General features: G+C 63.4%; 20 protein-coding genes. 8 read left to right on the forward strand and 12 right to left on the reverse strand.

Annotated features, from left to right (window positions below):
* Nucleotides 1–162: 162 nt before the first annotated feature.
* The 5 genes from RCO31_RS29745 to ubiE all read right to left on the reverse strand — a co-directional run bounded on the left by RCO31_RS29745 (nt 163) and on the right by ubiE (nt 4,934).
* Nucleotides 163–585: an Rrf2 family transcriptional regulator gene (locus RCO31_RS29745; protein WP_308971929.1), complete on the reverse strand. Its 423-nt coding sequence runs from the start codon at nt 583–585 to the stop codon at nt 163–165.
* Nucleotides 586–687: 102 nt separating this feature from the next.
* Nucleotides 688–1,143, reverse strand: coding sequence for a dUTP diphosphatase (dut, locus tag RCO31_RS29750; RefSeq protein WP_308971930.1), 456 nt, complete (start codon nt 1,141–1,143; stop codon nt 688–690).
* Nucleotides 1,144–1,146: 3 nt separating this feature from the next.
* Nucleotides 1,147–2,538, reverse strand: coding sequence for a bifunctional phosphopantothenoylcysteine decarboxylase/phosphopantothenate--cysteine ligase CoaBC (coaBC, locus tag RCO31_RS29755; protein WP_308971931.1), 1,392 nt, complete (start codon nt 2,536–2,538; stop codon nt 1,147–1,149).
* 63 nt (nt 2,539–2,601) lie between these two features.
* Nucleotides 2,602–4,173 (reverse strand): 2-polyprenylphenol 6-hydroxylase, encoded by a 1,572-nt coding sequence (gene ubiB, locus RCO31_RS29760; protein ID WP_308971932.1) that lies wholly within the window; start codon nt 4,171–4,173, stop codon nt 2,602–2,604.
* Nucleotides 4,170–4,934 (reverse strand): bifunctional demethylmenaquinone methyltransferase/2-methoxy-6-polyprenyl-1,4-benzoquinol methylase UbiE, encoded by a 765-nt coding sequence (gene ubiE / locus RCO31_RS29765; RefSeq protein ID WP_308971933.1) that lies wholly within the window; start codon nt 4,932–4,934, stop codon nt 4,170–4,172. The genes ubiB and ubiE overlap by 4 nt, the downstream gene beginning before the upstream one ends.
* Nucleotides 4,935–5,156: 222 nt before the next feature.
* On the opposite strand from ubiE, the gene mutM reads away from it, so the two are divergent.
* Together mutM and RCO31_RS29775 are read left to right on the forward strand one after the other, a co-directional pair.
* A complete protein-coding gene (gene mutM / locus RCO31_RS29770; protein ID WP_308971934.1) occupies nt 5,157–6,038 on the forward strand; it encodes a bifunctional DNA-formamidopyrimidine glycosylase/DNA-(apurinic or apyrimidinic site) lyase in 882 nt (293 codons plus the stop codon).
* A gap of 996 nt (nt 6,039–7,034) precedes the next feature.
* A complete protein-coding gene (locus RCO31_RS29775) occupies nt 7,035–7,835 on the forward strand; it encodes a molybdopterin-synthase adenylyltransferase MoeB (RefSeq protein ID WP_308971973.1) in 801 nt (266 codons plus the stop codon).
* Between the two features lie 12 nt (nt 7,836–7,847).
* Here the strand turns inward: RCO31_RS29775 and RCO31_RS29780 are convergent, their stop codons facing one another.
* A complete protein-coding gene (locus RCO31_RS29780; protein WP_308971935.1) occupies nt 7,848–8,342 on the reverse strand; it encodes a GFA family protein in 495 nt (164 codons plus the stop codon).
* A gap of 60 nt (nt 8,343–8,402) precedes the next feature.
* A complete protein-coding gene (locus tag RCO31_RS29785) occupies nt 8,403–9,404 on the reverse strand; it encodes a D-glycerate dehydrogenase (protein WP_308971936.1) in 1,002 nt (333 codons plus the stop codon).
* 243 nt (nt 9,405–9,647) lie between these two features.
* Between RCO31_RS29785 and RCO31_RS29790 the strand changes: the two genes are divergently transcribed.
* Complete coding sequence (locus RCO31_RS29790) at nt 9,648–10,172, forward strand: SH3 domain-containing protein (protein WP_308971938.1); 525 nt, start codon at nt 9,648–9,650, stop codon at nt 10,170–10,172.
* Nucleotides 10,173–10,316: 144 nt separating this feature from the next.
* Here RCO31_RS29790 and irrA read toward each other — a convergent pair whose 3' ends face one another.
* Nucleotides 10,317–10,799 (reverse strand): iron response transcriptional regulator IrrA, encoded by a 483-nt coding sequence (gene irrA, locus RCO31_RS29795; RefSeq protein ID WP_308971939.1) that lies wholly within the window; start codon nt 10,797–10,799, stop codon nt 10,317–10,319.
* Nucleotides 10,800–11,176: 377 nt separating this feature from the next.
* Between irrA and fabA the strand changes: the two genes are divergently transcribed.
* The 3 genes from fabA (at nt 11,177) to fabI (ending at nt 14,054) form a co-directional block, all read left to right on the forward strand.
* The gene (gene fabA, locus RCO31_RS29800) at nt 11,177–11,701 is read left to right on the forward strand and encodes a 3-hydroxyacyl-[acyl-carrier-protein] dehydratase FabA (RefSeq protein WP_308971975.1); all 525 of its coding nucleotides are present in this window, start codon (nt 11,177–11,179) and stop codon (nt 11,699–11,701) included.
* A 57-nt stretch (nt 11,702–11,758) separates the two neighbouring features.
* The gene (gene fabB / locus RCO31_RS29805; RefSeq protein ID WP_308971940.1) at nt 11,759–12,982 is read left to right on the forward strand and encodes a beta-ketoacyl-ACP synthase I; all 1,224 of its coding nucleotides are present in this window, start codon (nt 11,759–11,761) and stop codon (nt 12,980–12,982) included.
* Nucleotides 12,983–13,202: 220 nt separating this feature from the next.
* Complete coding sequence (gene fabI / locus RCO31_RS29810) at nt 13,203–14,054, forward strand: enoyl-ACP reductase FabI (RefSeq protein ID WP_308971941.1); 852 nt, start codon at nt 13,203–13,205, stop codon at nt 14,052–14,054.
* 130 nt (nt 14,055–14,184) lie between these two features.
* Here fabI and RCO31_RS29815 read toward each other — a convergent pair whose 3' ends face one another.
* Nucleotides 14,185–14,781, reverse strand: coding sequence for a glutathione S-transferase family protein (locus tag RCO31_RS29815; RefSeq protein ID WP_308971942.1), 597 nt, complete (start codon nt 14,779–14,781; stop codon nt 14,185–14,187).
* A complete protein-coding gene (locus RCO31_RS29820; RefSeq protein WP_308971943.1) occupies nt 14,778–15,239 on the reverse strand; it encodes a GNAT family N-acetyltransferase in 462 nt (153 codons plus the stop codon). The genes RCO31_RS29815 and RCO31_RS29820 overlap by 4 nt, the downstream gene beginning before the upstream one ends.
* Before the next feature lie 198 nt (nt 15,240–15,437).
* Here RCO31_RS29820 and aqpZ point away from each other — a divergent pair, with 198 nt between their 5' ends.
* Nucleotides 15,438–16,163, forward strand: coding sequence for an aquaporin Z (gene aqpZ / locus RCO31_RS29825; RefSeq protein WP_308971945.1), 726 nt, complete (start codon nt 15,438–15,440; stop codon nt 16,161–16,163).
* Between the two features lie 166 nt (nt 16,164–16,329).
* Here aqpZ and katG read toward each other — a convergent pair whose 3' ends face one another.
* Entirely contained in the window at nt 16,330–18,498 is a 2,169-nt protein-coding gene (gene katG, locus RCO31_RS29830) for a catalase/peroxidase HPI (RefSeq protein WP_308971947.1), read from the reverse strand.
* Between the two features lie 124 nt (nt 18,499–18,622).
* Between katG and RCO31_RS29835 the strand changes: the two genes are divergently transcribed.
* Nucleotides 18,623–19,555 (forward strand): LysR substrate-binding domain-containing protein, encoded by a 933-nt coding sequence (locus RCO31_RS29835; protein ID WP_308971949.1) that lies wholly within the window; start codon nt 18,623–18,625, stop codon nt 19,553–19,555.
* Between the two features lie 166 nt (nt 19,556–19,721).
* Here the strand turns inward: RCO31_RS29835 and RCO31_RS29840 are convergent, their stop codons facing one another.
* On the reverse strand, nt 19,722–20,489 hold the full coding sequence (locus tag RCO31_RS29840; RefSeq protein WP_308971951.1) for a CPBP family intramembrane glutamic endopeptidase: 768 nt from the start codon (nt 20,487–20,489) through the stop codon (nt 19,722–19,724).
* Nucleotides 20,490–20,555: the final 66 nt, after the last annotated feature.

The following is a 20,555-nucleotide window of genomic DNA, read 5'->3' on the forward strand; positions in this document are numbered from 1 at the left end:
CCCTGCATTCTGAAGAGCCCGCAGCGGGCGGGCGCGACATGGTGCAGCAATGCGGACATTTTCGGATGACGCGCGACTGCCCAGATCATCGGCGCACCGAATCAATCCAGAATATCCCCAACCGGACTCGACCGGTAAGAGTCCAGATCGTGAACGATGCCCTTAAGCGTGCAGCACGCCGATCGCTGTGGCGCGTGCAGCGAGCGTCTCGACGGTGACGGAGCTCAGCGCGCCCGCCAGCGCGCGTTCTGCCTCTTCGAGGCTGGGGATGATGACCTTGGCGACGATGGGATTCTGGGTGAGAAACGGATGCGCATCGGCCGCACCGTCGAGCGCGGCGCGAAAGATGTCGTCGACAGTGAGTTCGGACGCAGGCCTGGCGAGCCGATAGCCGCCGCGAGGGCCGCGAATGCCTTTAAGGATGCCGACCTGCACCAGCATCTGCAGCATCGGTTCCAGGTAGCGTGGCGCGAGATTGTAACGCGCGGCCAGCGATTTTGCGGAGAGCGGCCGGTTGGAGGCATTGAGGGCGACATCGACGACGGCAAGGACGGCTAGGACACCACGCTGAGGAACAAACGACATTCAAGAGTTACCGATACTTCGCCGTCATTGGCGACGGTAACCTAATAAGGTGAGTTCGCGGCGTCGAGGGTCGGCGCGGGTTGTCCCTAACAGAATGGAACTTCAACGGCCAGTCGAACCAAAACCACCACCGCTGCGCGAGGTCTCGCTCAGCCTCGCGACGACGGAGAGCCGCGCACGCCGAACCGGGGCGATGACAAGCTGCGCAATCCGTTCGCCCCGTCGGATGACGAACGGCTCGCTGCCGTGGTTGATCAGAATGACGCAGACCTCGCCCCGATAGTCGGCATCGATCGTGCCAGGTGCATTCAACACCGTGATGCCGTGATTTAGCGCGAGCCCCGAGCGGGGACGAACCTGGCCTTCGAAGCCGACGGGCAAGGCGATCGTCAGTCCGGTCGGCACCAGCACACGGGTCCCAGGCGCAAGCGTCAGCGGCGACTGCTCGGCAACCGCCGCGACGAGGTCGAGGCCGGCAGCGTGTTCGGTCTGATAGGCCGGCAACGCAAGGCCCTCGCCGTGCGGCAAGCGGCTGATTTCAACAGTCACGTCGCTCATGCCTCAAGTCTCCGTCAGTGCGGTAGCGACGCGGGCAACGAGCGCAGTCGCGACGTCGTCCTTGTCCATCGCTGGCCAGGACTCGACGTTATCGCGGGTGACGATGTGGACGGTGTTGCGGTCGCCGCCCATCACGCCGCCCTCCGGCGACACGTCGTTGGCGACAATCCAGTCGCATCCCTTGCGTTGCAGCTTCGCCTGCGCATTCGCGATCAGGTTCTCGGTCTCCGCGGCGAAGCCTATGACGAGGCGCGGGCGCCCGCTGGCGAGTCTGGCGACCGTCGCCAGCAGGTCTGGATTCTCCACCAGCGTCAAAGATGGCGTCGCGCCCGCCTGCTTCTTGATCTTCTGCGCGCCCGTGTCGGCCACGCGCCAGTCCGCGACGGCGGCCGCGAAGATCGCGCAATCGACTGGCAGCGCAGCCTGAACCTGCGCCAGCATGTCGCGCGCGGACTCAACGCGCGTCACATCGACGCCGGCAGGGTCGGGGAGATCGACCGGGCCCGAAATCAGCCGGACCTTCGCACCGGCGGCGGCGGCGGCAGCAGCGATGGCGTAGCCCTGCTTGCCCGACGAGCGGTTGGCGATGTAGCGCACCGGATCGATTGCCTCATGCGTCGGTCCCGCGGTGACGAGCAGCGTTGCATTGCGCAGCGGGCCAGTCGTCTCCGGTTCGAGCAGTTGTTCGGCGGTAGCCGCGATCTCCGCTGGTTCGGACATGCGGCCGACGCCGGCTTCGCCCGCCTCGGCCATTGCCCCCGAATTTGGGCCGACGAAGTGCACGCCGCGTTCGGCGAGTATCGCGACATTGCGACGCGTGGCGGCGTTCGCCCACATCAGCGGATTCATCGCCGGCGCCAGCAGCAGCGGCCTATCGGTCGCGAGCAGGATCGCGGTCGCGAGATCGTCGGCGTGGCCGTTCGCCATTTTCGCCATCAGGTCGGCCGTCGCCGGCGCCACGACGATCAGGTCGCAATCGCGCGCCAGGCGGATGTGCCCGGCGTCGAATTCGCTCTGGGGATCGAACAGGTCGGTGTAGCAGCGCTCGTCGGCGAGCGCGCTTGCCGCAAGCGGCGTGACGAACTGCTGCGCGGCGCGGGTCAGCACGCAGCGCACATGCATGTGCCGGTCTTTCAGGCGGCGGATCAGGTCCAGCGCCTTGTAGGCGGCGATGCCGCCGCCGATGATGAGCGTAACTTGCCGGGCGGCGGATGCCGCGCGCCGGGCTCGGTGCGGTGCTCCGTCTGTTGCGGCGGGCGGTGTCGGCCGGTCCGAAGCCGCGTCACGCAGGATGAAGCGAACCTCATCCTCGACCGAGCGGCCGTTGCGGGCCGCGCGCAGCCGGAGCTGCGCCTTCAGTGTTTCATCGAGCTTGCGGATGGTCAGGCTGGCCATGGGGCGACATCGCGGGGCTGCTGTAATGATTGCAATGATATCACTGCGGCGATTGCAATGCAATCATCGGAGCATCCAAACCGCGGCAAACAGGGCGATAGCAATCGCCCAGATTCCGGCGGTGTGCCAGCGGCTTCGCCAGCTCTTGACGCGCCCGATGGTCTCGATCGCCTCGGGCGCCAGCAGCAGCCCATTGCGGGTGATGGTCTCGAAACGCTCGAGCAGCGCCACGCTGCGCGCGGCAACGGCCGGCAGGCCGGCGACGATCTTGCCGAGTTCGCCGGCACCGCCGACGGCGCCTTCAATTCGACCGATCGGACCCATGTTGCGCTCGATCCATTCGCGCACCACCGGCTCCGAGGTGGCCCAGATATCGAGCTTCGGATCAAAGCTGCGTGCGACGCCTTCGACCACCACCATGGTCTTCTGCAGCAAGAGCAGCTCGGGGCGGGTCTGCATGTCGAACAGTGCAGTGACCTCGAACAGCAGCGTCAGCAGCTTCGCCATGGAAATTTCCTGGGCGGTGCGATTGTGGATCGGCTCGCCGATCGCCCGGATCGCCTGGGCGAAGTTCGCGACCGAATGGTGCGGCGGGACGTAGCCCGCCTCGAAATGCACTTCCGCCACGCGCTGATAATTTCGGGTGATGAAGCCGTAGAGAATCTCGGCGAGAAAGCGCCGCTCCTGCACGCCGAGGCGGCCCATGATGCCGAAATCCACCGCGACCAGCCGGCCGGCATTGTCGACGAACAGGTTGCCCGGGTGCATGTCGGCATGGAAGAAGCCGTCGCGCAGCGCATGGCGCAGGAAGCCCTGGATGATCTTGCGGCCGAGATCGGGCATGTCGACGTGCGAAGCTTCCAGCCGCGCGCGGTCGTTCAGCGGGATGCCGTCGATCCACTCCAGCGTCAGCACGTCGTGGGCGGTGTAGTTCCACTCGACAGCCGGCACATGGAAGTCCGGATCGTCACGGGTGTTCTCGGCCATCTCCGACAGCGCGGCGGCCTCCAGCCGCAGATCCATTTCCATGGCGACGGAGCGGGTGAGCGTGCGGACGATTTCGGTCAGCCGCAGCCGGCGTGCATCGGCCGATAGCGCCTCCATATGCCGTGCGGCGAACATCAGTGCGTCGAGATCGACCTTGAAGCTGTGCGCCACGTTCGGCCGCAGCACCTTGACCGCGACGACGCGGCGAACGCCGCCCGTCTCGATCTCCGCCCGATGCACCTGCGCGATCGATGCGGCTGCGACGGCGGGGCCGAAGCTCGCATAACTCTGCGCCAGTGGACGCTCGAACGCGGCGACCACGGCGGCTTCCGCCTCTTTTTGCGAGAACGGCGGCATCCGGTCCTGCAGGCTTTCCAGTTCACGCGCCAGCCGCATGCCGACCACGTCCGGGCGGGTCGCAAGGAATTGCCCGAGCTTCGCATAGCTTGGACCGAGATGGCGCACGGCTGCTGAGATGCGTCCGATCGACTTGTCAGTCTGCGGTGCCTCGATCAGGCGGCCGAGCCGGAGGGCGAATCGCGCCGCCGGTGGAAGGGCAATCGGATCGACAATGCCGAATACGCCGGCGCGTGCGAACACGTAGCCCGCGCGCGTCAGCCGGGCGAGATGAATCAGCGAAGTGATCACAAACGCCAGCCCGAATGCAGCGCGACGATGCCGCCGCTCATGACGTCCCATGTCGTGCGCGCAAATCCGGCCTCGCGCATCATCGTGGCAAACGCCTCTGGCCGCGGAAACTTGCGGATCGATTCTACAAGGTAGCGATAGGATTCGGCGTCGCCGGTCACCATGCGACCGAGCTCGGGGATAACTTTGAACGAATAGAGTTCGTAGAGCCGGTCCAGGCCCGGCATGTCGACGTTCGAGAATTCAAGACAGAGGAAGCGGCCGCCGGGCTTGAGCACGCGATGAATCTCACGCAGCGCGGCGTCGATCCGCGGCACGTTGCGAATGCCGAAGGCGATCGTGCAGGCGTCGAAGCTCTTGTCAGCGAAGCTCAAGCTCTCGGCGTTACCCTCGACGAAGCTGACGCGGTCGTCGAGATGCTTCTTGGCGGCCCGCTCGCGACCGACGCCCAGCATGTCCGCATTGATGTCGCAGACGATCGCCCGAAAGCCTGTCCCGCCGGCCTTTGCCGCGCGAAAAGCGATGTCGCCCGTGCCGCCTGCCAGGTCGAGCAGGACGAATGCGCGCGGGTCGCGCGGCGGATTGAGCTTGGAAATCATCGCCGCCTTCCAGGCGCGATGCAGCCCGCCGGACATCAGGTCATTCATCAGGTCGTAGCGGCGCGCGACGCTGCGGAACACGTCGTCCACCATCGCCTGCTTGTCGCCGAGCGGCACATCGCGAAAGCCGAAATGCGCGGTGTTCGATCGCTCTTGAGCCATTCCACTCTCTCCAAAACGGGCCGACCATAGCCTGCCGTGACGCCTCGCGCTACAACGCGCGGCGGCCGCAAAACTGGCCAAAGTCGCCGCCAGCCGGATTGGTTAACCCCGCGGCCTGTTTCGTAAACAACGCTCCATGAACACGATCCTTTTCAGTGAATCCGACGTGACGAATCGGTGATGGCGTGACGCACGCGCGCGCTTTCGTGCTACGTCAGCGCGATGCCCGAACTCCCCGAAGTCGAAACGGTCCGGCGCGGACTGCAGCCGGTGATGGAAGGAACGCAGATCGCCCGCGTGGAAGCGCGCCGCGGCGATCTGCGATTTCCCCTGCAGAAGGATTTCCTGGCGCGGCTCGATGGGCAGACCGTGGTCGGGCTTGGCCGCCGGGCAAAGTACATCCTGGCCGACCTCGCCTCCGGCGATGTGCTGCTGATGCATCTCGGCATGTCGGGATCGTTCCGGGTCAGCGAGGGCGCCCACAACCACACGCCGGGTGTGTTTCATCATGCCCGCAGCGACGAGCGGCTGCACGATCACGTCATCTTTCACATGGCGAGCGGAGCGATCGTGTCGTTCAACGATCCGCGGCGCTTCGGCTACATGAAGGTGGTGCGGCGGACGGAGATGGAGCAGGAGCCGTTCCTGAAGGGCCTTGGCCCGGAGCCGCTCGGCAACGAGTTCGATGCGGCATTGCTGGCGCGGGCCTGCGCGGCCAAGAAGACGAACCTGAAGGCCGTGCTGCTCGATCAGCGCGTGGTCGCAGGGCTCGGCAATATCTATGTCTGCGAAGCGCTGCATCGTGCGCGCCTGTCGCCGAAACGTGCCGCGGCGACACTGGCCCTGCGCAGCGGCGCACCGTCGGATCATGCGAAACGGCTGGTCGGCGCGATTCACGACGTTCTCAACGCCGCGATCGCGGCCGGCGGGTCGTCGCTGCGCGATCATCGCCGCACCAATGGCGAGCTCGGTTACTTCCAGCACTCGTTTCGCGTCTACGACCGCGACAAGCAGAAATGCCCCACGCCGAAATGCGGCGGCACCATCCGACGCTTCACGCAAGGCGGCCGCTCCACGTTCTGGTGTCCGAAGTGCCAGCGGTGATGTCGGTCAGTCTTGCAAGTCGAATGTTCGACATTGCGCGTATTCAATTGTCAAACAGCCTGTGACCTGTAGCCCGGATGAGCGAAGCGACATCCGGGTGAGACGTTCGCAGAGTCGGCCCCGCATATCGCTTTCGCTCATGCGGGCTACAGGCGTGCATCGTCGCCCCCTGTTCTTGTCCGGCCTGAGGCTTGCCGGCCGTCTTGTGCCGTCCCTTGCCCGAAAGGGCTGTGCGGAACGCAAGGGCGTTTCACCGCGCCCGCGGCGCCATGTGCTCTTGGCAAGCACATGGCAGCCGTGTGCCTTTGGGAAGCACACGGCAACCGCATGCCTTTTGGGCACACGGCATGCCACGGAGGAGGCTCAACGCCTGCGCTCCGCACGCGATGGTTCTTTTCACGGCTTGCTGCATGCCCCCAGGCCTCGCCACTTTCGCTGGCTTCGCCCGGTTCGTGCGAACTGTCGCCCGGACATGCACTTGGACCGTCCGTCCGTCGTACCGGCGTCTTGATTGCCTTCGGGCATCACACGGATTTCTCCGGCGCTTTCCAAGGCCCGGCATCGTAACGGCCACCGCATCCCGCTCCGCATCGATAAGACGACCGCGACGCGCCCCTCCATTGGAGCGGGACAGGCAGATGATAGCCGGCGCACGGAGAGCCACAAGAACAATTTCTGAAAAAGCGAATTCTTTGTGAATATCCTGTGCGCATCGCTTCCTTCGTCATTGCGAGGAGCGGAGCGACGAAGCAATCCAGCGCGGCGGTTGCGGCAGGCTCAGACTGGATTGCTTCGCCATAGGCGAAGCGAAGCGACGCCGTTCTTCGAACGGCTATGGCTCGCAATGACGGCGTGGGTCTTGCCCGACGTAGCCCGAAGGGCGAAGCCGGGTCGCAAGGACGGAGTACTGCTCTGCTTACTACGCGCGATTCGCCACTCGCCATTCGCAGCGAACAATCATAGATGTTTGCTAGAGAGACCGAGGGAATCCTGCCGATGCTCAATCCGGAAGAACTCGAGCGCTATGCCCGCCACATTGTCATGCGCGAGGTCGGTGGTCCCGGCCAGGCGAAGCTGAAGGCGGCGCGGGTTCTGGTGATCGGCGCCGGCGGGCTCGGTGCGCCGGCGCTGATGTATCTCGCCGCGGCTGGCGTCGGCACGCTCGGTGTCATCGATGACGATACCGTGTCGCTGTCAAACCTGCAGCGTCAGGTCATCCATTCGACCTGTGATATCGGTCGTCCGAAGACCGACAGCGCACGCGAGCGGATCGCAGCGATCAATCCGCATGTCGCCGTGCGCACCCATAATGTGCGGCTCGATGCAGGCAACGCTCTGGGCCTTGTCGGTGACTATGATGTCATTGCCGACGGCTCCGACAATTTCGCGACGCGCTACTTGGTGTCGGACGCATGCTATCTGGCGAAACGGACCCTCGTCACCGGCGCGCTTGGCGTATTCGACGCCTCGCTGACGACGATCCGCGCCCACGACCGCAACGCCAAAGGCGAAGCCAATCCGACCTATCGCTGTCTTTTCCCGGAACCGCCACCGGCAGGGACGGTGCCAACCTGCGCGGAGGCGGGCGTGCTCGGCGCGCTTGCAGGCGTCCTCGGTTCGATGATGGCGCTGGAGGTTATTCGTGACATCGTCGGCTTCGGCGAGTCGCTGGTCGGGCGGCTGTTGATGATCGACGCAAGGTCGATGCGCTTCGAAACGCTGAACTACGCGCGCGATCCGTCAAATCCGTTGAACGGCGACAGCGTCACGATCCGGGATCTGAGCAGCCATCGTTGACCGGCGCGATCTTTACGGCTTCGCGGCCGCCTTTGCTCGCTCGCGCATCTGACGCCGCCGTTCGAGGCTCTCCGGCGACCATTCCTTGTTCATGTCGTAGAATTCACTGAAGACCCGTGCGCCGGGCGGCAGCACGACCCAAGGCTGCTTCGATGCTGCGAAGATGTGAACGTCCGGCGGCAGACGATCCGGCTCGTCGAGGCTGCCGACCCGGACGAAGCGGGCAGCGGGACCGGCGCCGGGGTAATTGCTCCAGATGGCGACACGGCAGTTGGGGCAGCGCGCGATCCTCTGACCCTTGCCGCTCGCCGACGGCGTGACGATGATCTCAGGCTCGCCCGCGGTGTGTTCGACGCGCTCGGCCTCGTAAAGAGCGTTGAGCGCGAACGCCGTCCCGGTTTCGCGCTGGCACCACCGGCAATGGCATGCATGAACGATCAACGGCATGCCGCTGAGTCTGTAGCGCACCTGCCGGCAGGTGCATCCACCTTCCAGGTCGCCGTTCATGCCGTTGCCTCCGTTGGTCTTCACCCTCACCGCTACAAGTGGGCGGGGAGGGTCGCGATATCATCCCATCCCCGGCAGCACCCGATCCGGCGGCTTATGCCCGTCAAGGAAGGTGCGGATGTTGATCATCACCTTCTCGCCCATCTCGACGCGGCCCTCGATCGTGGCAGAACCCATGTGAGGCAGCAACGTTACTTTGCCGATCTTCGCAAGCCGCAGCAGTTTCGGACTGACCGCGGGCTCGTGCTCGTAGACGTCGAGGCCGGCGCCGGCGATGTCGCCGCTTTCGATCAGCTTGGTCAGCATCGCCTCGTCGATCACCTCCCCGCGCGCGGTGTTGACGATGTAGGCATCCTTCTTCAGGAGCTTCAGCCGCCGCGCAGAGAGCAGGTGGAACGTCGCCGGCGTGTGCGGACAGTTCACCGAAATGATGTCCATCCGCGCCAGCATCTGGTCGAGGCTCTCCCAGTAGGTGGCCGCCAGTTCTTCCTCGATGCTCGGCGCGACCGGTTTGCGGTTGTGATAGTGGATCTGCAGCCCGAACGCGTGCGCGCGTCGCGCCACCGCCTGGCCGATCCGCCCCATGCCGATGATGCCGAGCCGCTTGCCACCGATGCGGTGACCGAGCATCCACATGGGCGACCAGCCCTGCCAGTCCTTGCCCTCGGTCAGCACCGCGGCCCCCTCGATCAGCCGGCGCGGCACGGCCAGGATCAACGCCATGGTCATGTCGGCGGTGTCCTCGGTCAGGACTTTGGGCGTGTTGGTGACCATGATGCCGCGCTTGTGCGCCGCTTCCACGTCGATGTTGTCGACGCCATTTCCGAAGTGCGCGATCAACTTCACCTTTACCTCGGGCTGATTGATGATCGCGTCGTTGATCTCGTCGGTCACGGTCGGCACGAGCACGTCCGCCACGCGCATGGCCTCGGCGAGATGCTGCGGCGACATTGGTTTGTCGTCGAGGTTCAGCCGGGCATCGAACAGTTCGCGCATCCGCGTTTCGATGGTGTCGGGAAGCTTCCGCGTGACGACGACGAGAGGTTTCTTGCGAACCGACATGTCTAGCTTCTCAAAACCTTGATCGGGCCATTTTCGTTCAGCGCGTCAGGGCGATCTGCAGGATTGTTCAGACCTCATTAACCCGCCTGATTGAAACTGCGGACTTCACCGCAATCGGCGGCCGGTTATCTCAACAAGCTTTGAGCCCTCTCTAGCAGAAGGCCGGGCCAAGACAAGAAGCCGGCCCGTATCAAACAGGGCTTGAGCGAGGCAGTCGCTCAGGCTTTCGGGGGTCAGTCATCGATGCGTCTCGTCCGCACCTTCGCCGCTGCCATTCTGGCCGGAACCAGTCTGATCGCGCCTACCGGCGAGATTTCGGCAAAGGACTCCAACCCGATCACCAGCGGCCTGCCGGTGCCGCGCTTTGTCAGCCTGAAATCAGACCATGTAAACGTGCGCGTCGGTCCGACCAAGGACAACGAGGTGAGCTGGATCTATACCCGCTCCAGCCTGCCGGTCGAAATCACTGCCGAGTTCGAGAACTGGCGCCGCATTCGCGATTCGGAGGGCTCCGAGGGCTGGGTCTATCACTCGTTGCTGTCCGGCCGACGGACCGCCGTCGTCATGTCCAAGACAAAGGACGACCTGACGTCGCTCTACGACAGCGCCGACCCGACGAGTGCGGTCGCGGCACGCCTTGAAGCCGGCGTCCTCGCGACGGTCCGGCGTTGTTCAGGCGGCTGGTGCCGTATCTCGGGCCCGGGCTTCGACGGATGGATCGAGCAGCAGCGGTTGTGGGGCGTCTATCCCGACGAGAAGATCGACTAGGGCAAAGTCCGGATTCTGGCGGGATGAGCGCGAGATAGCGATGCGGAGGACTGTCGTCCTGTGAGGACGGCGTCCGAAATGTCGATCCTTAAAACAAAATGCCCGCCAAGGGCGGGCATGCTGGGCGCAAAACGTGACGATCGATCAGCGCTTCTTGCGCAGGCGCACAACCATGTCGATGCGGCTGATTTCGTAGCCTTCCGGCGCTTCCGGCATGTTCTGCACGACGAGATTCGAGTTCGGAATATCGACCAGCTCGTGCTTGCCTTCGATATAGAAATGATGGTGTGCGGTGACGTTGGTATCGAAGTAGGTCTTGGTGCCGTCGACGCTCACCTGCCGCAGCAGGCCCGCCTCGGTGAGCTGATTGAGCGTGTTGTAGACCGTCGCGAGCGACACCGGCACCTTCGCGAGCGTCGCTTCCTCGTAAAGCATTTCCGCTGTGAGGTGACGTTCACCCTTGCCGAACAACAGCCAGCCGAGTGCCATCCGCTGCCGGGTCGGCCGCAGGCCCACCGACTGGAGCATCTCGTTGACGTCATGCCACGGACATCCAGTCAGCAAGGGCGCGCGGCCTTGGCTGATGGTGTCCTCATCGCTCTTCCGGGGGGCGACTTGTTCACTCATGCGACACTGGCTGCGGGGCAGACCCCGCCCTTCAATTTGGTTCATTTTTCGTTTTCACTATAGAAACTCAAGGGGATAGATGCAAGTATTTCGCAACTGGGGTGGTTAATGCTGGCGTTGCGGGCGCCATTTTGCGGCGACTTCGCCTGTGAACGCCAAGGCCAGGGGCGACGCTGGCAACTCTCTGAAGCTAGGACGCTTTTTGGATTTGGCGTTCCCGCTGAGGGTTTGGGGTCGTCCGGATACGAGCGCCAGACCAGCGCGCCGGTAGCCCCATGTCCTCAGCGAATGGCCGCTTCCGGTTTTGCCCGCCTTGCGGCCTTTATGTTAGAGACCCGTCAATTCGGCCGGCGGGGCCGGCAACGGGAATGGACGAGATGACGAAGCGGCGCACCAGCTACGAGTACGAAGACTTGCTGGCCTGTGGCCGTGGCGAGTTATTCGGTCCTGGCAATGCCCAGCTGCCGCTGCCGCCAATGTTGATGTTCGACCGGATCAGCGAGATTTCGGAAGCGGGCGGCGAGTTCGGCAAGGGTTTCATCCGCGCCGAGCTCGATGTGAAGCCGGAACTGTGGTTTTTCGGGTGTCACTTCAAGGGCGATCCGGTGATGCCGGGCTGCCTCGGCCTCGACGCGCTCTGGCAGATGGTCGGATTCTTCTTAGGCTGGCTGGGCTCGCCGGGACGTGGCCGCGCGCTGGGTCTTGGCGAACTGAAGCTTGCGGGCCAGGTTCTGCCGAATGTCCGCAAGATCGTCTACAACGTCGACTTCAAGCGGGTGATGCGCTCGAAACTTGTGCTCGGCATTGCCGACGGGTGGCTTTCCGCCGATGGCGAGATTATCTATCGCGCAAGCGATTTGCGGGTGGCGCTCATTCGGCAAGAGGCTGCGGCGCAGTCGTGACCGGTCGTTTGCATGAATGCAAACGAGCATTAGTCCAACGATCATGGCGAGGCGAGCATGAAACGGGTTGTCGTCACCGGGATGGGCATCGTCTCATCGATCGGCAACAACACGCAGGAAGTTCTCGGCAGCCTTTATGAAGCGAAATCCGGCATCACGCGTTCCGAGGAGTACGCGAAGCTCGGCTTTCGCTCACAGGTGTTCGGCGAGCCAACCCTGAATCCCGCAGACGTCGTCGACCGGCGGGCGATGCGCTTTCTGGGCGAGGGCGCGGCCTGGAATCACGTGGCAATGGAGCAGGCGATCCGCGACGCCGCTCTCGAGGAGAAGGACATCTCCAACGAGCGCACCGGCATCATCATGGGATCCGGCGGTCCATCGGCCCGTGCCATCGTCGAAGCCGCCGACATCACCCGCACCAAGGGACCGAAACGGGTCGGTCCGTTCGCCGTGCCGAAGGCGATGTCGTCCACCGCGTCGGCAACGCTTGCCACCTGGTTCAAGATCAAGGGCGTGAACTATTCGATCTCGTCGGCATGCGCGACTTCGAACCACTGTATCGGCAACGCCTACGAAACCATTCAGGTCGGTAAGCAGGACATCATCTTCGCTGGCGGCTGCGAAGACCTCGACTGGACCATGTCGGTGCTGTTCGACGCCATGGGCGCCATGTCCTCGAAGTATAATGATGCGCCAGCCACGGCTTCGCGCGCCTACGACGTCAATCGCGACGGCTTCGTCATTGCCGGCGGTGCGGGCGTGCTGGTGCTGGAAGAGCTCGAGCATGCGAAGGCGCGCGGCGCGCGCATCTATGGCGAGGTTGTCGGCTACGGTGCGACGTCGGACGGCTACGACATGGTGGCGCCGTCCGGCGAGGGCGCCGAGCGCTGCATGAAGATGGCGCTGTCCACGGTGAAGGCACCGATCGACTACATCAATCCGCATGCGACCTCGACGCCGGCCGGCGATCCGCCGGAGATCAAGGCCATCCGTAACATCTTCGGCAACGAGAACAAGTGTCCGCCGATTTCGGCGACGAAGTCGCTGACGGGCCACTCGCTTGGCGCCACCGGCGTGCAGGAGGCGATCTATTCGCTGTTGATGATGAACAACGGCTTCATCTGCGAAAGCGCGCATATAGAGGAGCTCGACCCAGAGTTCGCCGATATGCCCATCGTGCGCAAGCGCGTCGACAACGCGAAGATCGGCGCGGTGTTGTCGAATTCTTTCGGCTTCGGCGGCACCAACGCCACGCTGGTGTTCAAGCGGCTCGAAGCGTGAAACGTGATTGGCTGACGATCAATCTTACTCCCGGCGCTTAAGATCTAGCGCGAGGGTGGCCACGCTCTCGGCCTGTTCCCTCTCCTTGGGGAGAGGGTTAGGGTGAGGGATTCGGCAGTTGTGATGCGAAGACAACAGCTTCGACACGAGTAGCAGAAAAAGCATGTTCGACGAGCAGCTGCGCAACGAGTTCGCGGCATCTCCTAAGAGATCTATCTGAATGACGAAACTGATGCAGGGCAAGCGCGGACTGATCATGGGGGTCGCCAATGATCATTCGATTGCCTGGGGAATTGCGAAGGCGCTCGCCGCGCACGGTGCCGAGGTCGCTTTCACCTATCAGGGCGAAGCACTTGGCAGGCGCGTCAGGCCGCTGGCGCAGTCGGTTGGCAGCCGCCTCGTTCTTCCCTGCGACGTGGAGGATATCGCTTCCGTCGATGAGGTGTTCGAGCAGTTGAAGCGCGCCTGGGGCACGATCGATTTCCTCGTGCACGCGATCGGCTTCTCCGATCGCAACGAGCTGAAGGGGCGCTACGCCGACACCACGCGTCAGAATTTTTCCCGCACCATGGTGATCTCGTGCTTCTCGTTCACCGAGGTTGCAAAGCGTGCGGCCGACCTGATGCCCGCGCACGGGGGCGCGCTGTTGACGCTGACCTATGGCGGCTCGACGCGGGTGATGCCGAACTACAATGTCATGGGGGTCGCGAAGGCGGCACTCGAAGCTTCGGTGCGCTATCTCGCCAACGATTTCGGGCCGCGCGGCATCCGCGTCAATGCGATCTCGGCCGGGCCCGTGCGCACGCTCGCCGGCGCCGGGATTTCCGATGCGCGCTACATGTTCGCGTTTCAGAAGCGACATACGCCGCTGCGGCGCACGGTGACCATCGATGAGGTGGGCAATGCCGCGCTTTACCTGCTGTCGGACCTGTCGACCGGCGTCACCGGCGACATCCACTTCGTCGATTCCGGCTACAACATCATCTCGATGCCGCGCGCGGAAGCGCTGAAAGCGATCGACGAGGCCGAAGCCGCCGTCGAAAGTCCGGACCGGCGCGACGCGGAGGAGTAGAAAGTTGTAGAGGAGTAGCCCGCATGAGCGCAGCGATATGCGGGACAGCATCAGCAGTCTGCGAGGCCACCCCCGCATATCGCTTCGCTCATGCGGGCTACAGCGCTTGGTGCTTTCGAGATTCTGCCGCTCACCCGTTCGCGAGCGCTGTGGTGCGCTGGAAGGCGGGGCGCTGCTCGCAGCGGTCGATGTAGCGATCGAATGACGGTCGTGCCGGCACCATCTTGAACAGGCGGACCGCATAATTCAGGCTGGAGCCGATCACGACATCGCAGGCGGTGAAGGTGTCGCCCAATAGCCAGGGGCCCTTTTCGAGCGCCTTGTCCAGTACGTCGAACACCTGTGTCGCGTCGCCCCATCCCGCGGTGCTCGACGGCACCTCGAGTTTGGTGAAGATCTGGATGATCGCCGGTTCGATGCAGCTCGGTGCAAAGAACAACCAGTAGAGATACTTCGCGCGGCGCGGGTCGCCGAGCGGCGGTGCCAGCTTCGCCTGCGGGTAGCGATCAGCCACATAGGCGCAGATCGCAGCGGCTTCGGCCATCGTCGCTTCGCCGTCCTGCAGGGCCGGGACTTTGCCCATCGGATTGATGGCGAGATACTCGGGCGCCTTCTGTGCGCCCGCTGAGGTGTCGACAAGTACCCGCTCGTAGGGTTCGCCGGTCTCCTCCATCATCCAGACCGTCGTGAATGATCGCGTGCGAGGCGCCCAGTACAGCTTCATCATTGGTTCAGTCCCTTCTTCCAGCGATAGTAGCGCATCATCAGGCCGTGCACGGGATGCGGCTCTTCCTTTTCCAGAACGAAGCCCTCGCGCTCATACCAGTGCCAGGCTTTCGAATTCTTGCTCGCACAGCGGAGCCAGATCTCATCGGGCAGGTTCTTGCGCGTGAATTGCAGCAGCATCTTGCCGACGCCACGGCCGTGATAGGCTGGAGCAACGAAAAGCTGGTCGAGATAGCCGTCGCGCAGCCGCAAGGCGAGCATCGCGGCGATCTGCCCGGCGTCGTCGGCGACGTAGAGGCTCCAGCCGTTCGCGATCTCCCTGTCGATGTGCGCGCGCAGCTCGGCAAGAAGTTGGTCGCTCGCCGGCTCAAGGCCGACCGAGGCCCAGCTCTCCATCCAGACGCGTGCGACCTCGTCGTACTCCTGCGCCTCCACCTTTCGAATCTTCATGCCCTGCATGGAAATTTTCCTGTGGATTACGAGGCGGAAGTTGACCTGCCGCCCAGGCTCGGCAAAGTACACGAAAATGACAACATTCCGATTCTGGTGCTTTCGCAATGCGGCACGGCCAATGTCAGCGTAGGTGACGGCAGAAAGCGTCGCATCCTTTTCATCTTGATTTGCTTCTTGAAAACTTACGATCCGGGAGACTGCGACATGAATGCAAAAAAATATGTGGCCGAAGCGATCGGTACGTTCTGGTTGACATTTGCGGGATGCGGCAGCGCCGTCATCGCCGCGGCGTTTCCGCAAGTCGGCATCGGGCTCGTCGGCGTGTCACTGGCATTCGGATTGAGCGTCGTGACGATGGCTTATGCGATTGGCCATATTTCCGGTTGCCACCTCAATCCCGCGGTAACTGTGGGCCTGGCCGCCGGCGGTCGTTTCCCGACCGGACAGATCCTGCCCTATGTCATTGCGCAGGTGGTAGGTGCGGTTGTCGCCGCCGCGCTACTCTATGTGATTGCGAGCGGAGCCGCCGGGTTCGATGTGGCCAAGGGCTTTGCTTCGAATGGCTATGGTGAGCATTCACCGGGCCAGTACAGCCTTCTCGCGTGCCTCCTGATGGAAATCGTGATGACGATGATGTTCCTCTTCATCATCATGGGCGCTACCCACGGCAGCGCGCCGGCAGGCTTTGCGCCGCTGGCGATCGGGCTTGCGCTTGTCTTGATCCATCTGGTCAGCATCCCGGTCACCAACACGTCGGTCAATCCCGCGCGCAGCACAGGCCCGGCGCTGTTTGTCGGCGGATGGGCGATCAGCCAGCTCTGGCTGTTCTGGGTTGCGCCGCTGATCGGCGGCGTGCTTGGCGGCATCATCTACCGCTGGCTCAGCGAGACGCAGGACGCGGCCGTCGTAGGTGACCGGCAGCCAGTCTGACCTGGCTTCGCCGGGCGCGGCCCGGCTTTGCCCCGCGGGGATAAAAAAAGGCGGCGTTCCAGGTTTTCTGGAACGCCGCCTTGATTTTTTTCGGGAGCAGGCGCCACCCCTCACGGCTCACTTGGGGGCTGAGCTCCAAGTGAGCGTGAGCGAGTGGGCGAATGCCTCAAGCGTGGTCGAAGCGGTCCAGGTTCATGACCTTGGTCCACGCCGCCACGAAGTCCTTCGCAAACTTGTCCTTCGAATCGGCGCATGCATAGACCTCGGCGAACGCGCGGAGCTGCGAGTGCGAACCGAAGATCAGGTCGACGCGGGTGCCGGTCCATTTGCCGGCATCCGTCTTTCGATCGCGTCCCTCGTACAGACCTTCGGAGCCCGGAACGGCCTGCCAATAGGTGCTCATGTCGAGCAGATTGACGAAGAAGTCGTTCGTCAGCGCCTCGGACTTCTTGGTGAAGGCACCGTGCTTGGATTGACCCGCATTGGCCCCCAGCACGCGCAGACCCCCGACAAGAGCCGTCATCTCCGGTCCCGTCAGCGTCAGCAGTTGGGCCCGGTCGACCAGGGCCTCCTCAGGCTGCATGAACTGGTGCTTGCCGCTGATGTAGTTGCGGAAGCCGTCAGCACGCGGTTCGAGCGGAGCGAAGGACTGGACGTCGGTCTGATCCTGCGACGCATCCGTGCGTCCCGGTGCAAACGGCACCGTCACGTCAATGCCTGCGGCCTGCGCGGCCTTCTCCACAGCGGCACCGCCACCGAGAACGATCAGGTCGGCGAGCGAGACCTTCTTGCCGCCCTTGGCTGAAGCGTTGAATTCCTTCTGGATCGCTTCAAGCTTGGCAAGCACCGTCGCGAGTTGCTTCGGCTGGTTGACCTCCCAATCCTTCTGTGGCGCGAGGCGAATGCGCGCGCCGTTCGCGCCACCGCGCTTGTCGGAGCCGCGGAACGTCGACGCCGAGGCCCAGGCCGTCGAGACGAGCTCGGACACGGACAGTCCCGAGCCGAGGATCTTCGTCTTCAGAGCCGCGACGTCCTTGTCGTCGATGAGCGGATGATCGACGGCGGGAATCGGATCCTGCCAGATCAGCGTCTCCTTCGGCACGAGCGGACCGAGGTAGCGAACAATCGGGCCCATGTCGCGATGCGTGAGCTTGAACCAGGCACGGGCGAAGGCATCCGCGAACTGGTCCGGATTCTCGTAGAAGCGCCGCGAGATTTTCTCGTAGGCCGGATCGAATCGCAGCGAGAGGTCGGTGGTCAGCATGGTGGGTACATGCTTCTTCGACTTGTCGAAGGCGTCGGGGATCGAGGCTGCGGCACCCTTCGCTTTCCACTGCTGGGCGCCGGCGGGGCTCTTCGTCAGCTCCCATTCGTTCTCGAACAGGTTCTTGAAGAAAAGATTGCTCCACTTGGTCGGCGTCTGCGTCCAGGTGACTTCCGGACCGCCGGTGATCGCGTCGGCGCCGACGCCGGTGCCGTGCTTGCTCTTCCAACCGAGGCCCTGGTCCTCGAGATCCGAGCCTTCCGGCTCCGGACCGATCAGCGACGGATCGCCCGCGCCGTGCGTCTTGCCGAAGGAGTGACCGCCGGCGATCAGCGCGACAGTCTCCTCGTCGTTCATCGCCATGCGGAAGAACGTCTCGCGGATATCCCTGGCCGCCGCGATCGGGTCCGGATTGCCGTTCGGACCTTCCGGATTGACGTAGATCAGGCCCATCTGCACCGCGCCCAGCGGCTCGGCAAGCTGGCGCTCGCCGCTGTAGCGCTCGTCGCCCAGCCACGTGCCTTCAGGACCCCAGAAGAGCTCTTCAGGCTCCCAGACGTCGGTGCGACCGCCGGCGAATCCGAATGTCTTGAAATCCATCGACTCGAGCGCAACGTTGCCGGCAAGGACCATCAGGTCGGCCCAGGAGATCTTCCGGCCGTACTTCTGCTTGATCGGCCACAGCAGCCGGCGCGCCTTGTCGAGGTTCGCATTATCCGGCCAGGAGTTCAGTGGGGCGAAGCGCTGCTGGCCCGCACCGGCGCCGCCGCGGCCGTCGGTGATGCGGTAGGTGCCTGCGCTGTGCCAGGCCATGCGGATCATGAGACCGCCGTAGTGGCCGAAGTCGGCCGGCCACCATTCCTGCGAGTTCGTCATCAGGGCATGCAGGTCCTTGATCACTGCATCAAGGTCGAGGGTCTTGAACTCCTTGGCGTAGTCGAACGCCTTGCCCATCGGGTCGGACAAGGCGGAGTTCCGGTGGAGAACCGAGATGTCCAGCGTGCTGGGCCACCAGTCGCGGTTGCGCCTGCCGGTGCTGCCCGTGAACGGGCACTTGGTCTTATCATCCATCGCTGTCTCCTCTGGCCGTTTGCGGCTGCCGCCGCACAGTTCGCGTTCCGGTTAGAATCAATCTAACGCCATGCATCCTATCAGGTGAAATTGACTCTAATGATCGCTGCAATAAGATATTTTGATGATCCACGTCACCCTCAAACAGCTCCTCTATTTCGATGCGCTGGCGGGTCATTGCCACTTCGGACGGGCGGCGGAAGCGTGTGCGATCTCTCAGCCCGCCCTGTCCATGCAGATCAAGGAACTCGAGGAGACTCTGGGTGGTGTGCTCCTCGAGCGGGGCGCACGACAAGTCAGGCTGACGCGATTCGGCGAGGAGGTCGCAGGGCGCGTCCGCGACATCCTGCGCTCGGTCGATGAACTCGGGGACTTCGCGCGTGCGTCGCGCGACCGGCTGGCGGGCCGGCTGCGCATCGGAATGATCCCGACGATTGCGCCGTATCTGTTGCCCACGATCATCGACAACCTCACGCGGATGCATCCCGAACTCGAGATCCATGTTCGCGAGACAATGACGCCGAAGCTGATCCAGGAGCTCGCGGAAGGTCGGCTCGACACGGCGATCGTCGCTTTGCCGGTGTCCGAACCTTCGCTTGCCGAGGCCGTCCTGTTCTCGGAAAATTTTCTGCTGGTTCGGCCCGGCGAGGATGCGGGGACGCCGGTGCCCTCAGCCGAGAAGCTGCGCGAAATGCGGCTGCTGCTCCTGGAAGAGGGGCACTGTTTTCGCGATCAGGCTCTGTCGTTCTGCAACATGCAGTCACAGCCGCCACGGGAGGTGCTCGACGCGAGCTCGCTGTCCACGCTCGTGCAAATGGTTGGCGCCGGCATCGGCGTTACCTTGATCCCTGAAATGGCTGTCGCCGTGGAGACGCGCTCGGCGCCCGTGTCTGTCGTCCGCTTCAAGAACCCGCAGCCGTCGCGAACCATCGGCATGGTCTGGCGCAAGACAAGCCCGCTGGCGAGGCAGCTTCGGCAGATTTCTGAAGTGGTTTGTCTCTCTGCCGACGTGCTGCGCAAGCGACGTCCGCGACCATCGTCGTCGCGCAAGCGCTGATCGTGAATGGCGTTCTAAAGCATGATGAGTTTGGTTGGGCTCTGCCGTCATGGCCGCGTAGGCGGACATTCAGTACTCCGCAGCATTTGCGATAAGAACGCTGCGGCTCTGCGATGCGGGATTCCCGATTCTTATAGGGAGCGAAGCGACGCCGTTCTTCGAATGGCTATGAGGATGACGTTGAAAGCGTGGCATCCTCAGCGCGCAATCGGCGATCCTTGGAGCGAGATCGTGCAAACGCCTGCAGCACCCAGGCTCCCAGCAGAAGCAGGCCGACGTAAAGCAATCGCGCAGTGAGCGGATCGGACCGCCAGGCCACACCTGGAATGATGTTGCTGTTGATCCAGTTGAACAGGCCGTGTGCGAGAGCCAGAGCCCAGATGGGCGCGCCGTACCATCGGGCCGTCCCGAAAAGCACGCCGAGCGCTGCGGAGGTGAGCATCAGTTCCCATCCCTGATGCAGATGATAGAGGCCGAATCCGGCCGCGCCCCCGAAGATCGCACAACCGGGACGTCCGGCCATAGCCCGCATCCAGAGACCCCGAAACCAGAGTTCTTCCGCCAGCGCGATCATGACCACCTGTTGCGCCAAGAGAAGCAAAAGGGCGGGAATGGAATTGGGTCTGCCCCAGCCCAACTGTGCGGTCGCAAAGCGAGCCAGTTCCGCGATCAGAAGGACGCCGGCTGCAAGGACGAGTCCGGTGGCGAGGCTATCGTTTCGGCCGTCGTCTCCAGCAGGGAATTGCTCCTGCAATATGAAGGCGATGAAAAGCTGGGCCAACGAGATAGCCTGGAAAACCAGGCGCACGCCTTCGCGTTCCAACGGAATAATCGATAGCCCGATGAGCCACAGCAGGATCGCGGTCGGCGCGAATGACGCCACAACAAGCCAGGCGGGCGGTGCAGTCGGACGATCCATCACCAACTTTTGCATGTTGATAGGCTCTCGCAAGCGTAAAGAAATTCAAGCGTCCTGCAATTGCCCACAACTCGCTCGATT

Source organism: Bradyrhizobium sp. LHD-71 (assembly GCF_031157255.1).
Classification (GTDB): Bacteria; Pseudomonadota; Alphaproteobacteria; order Rhizobiales; family Xanthobacteraceae; genus P52-10.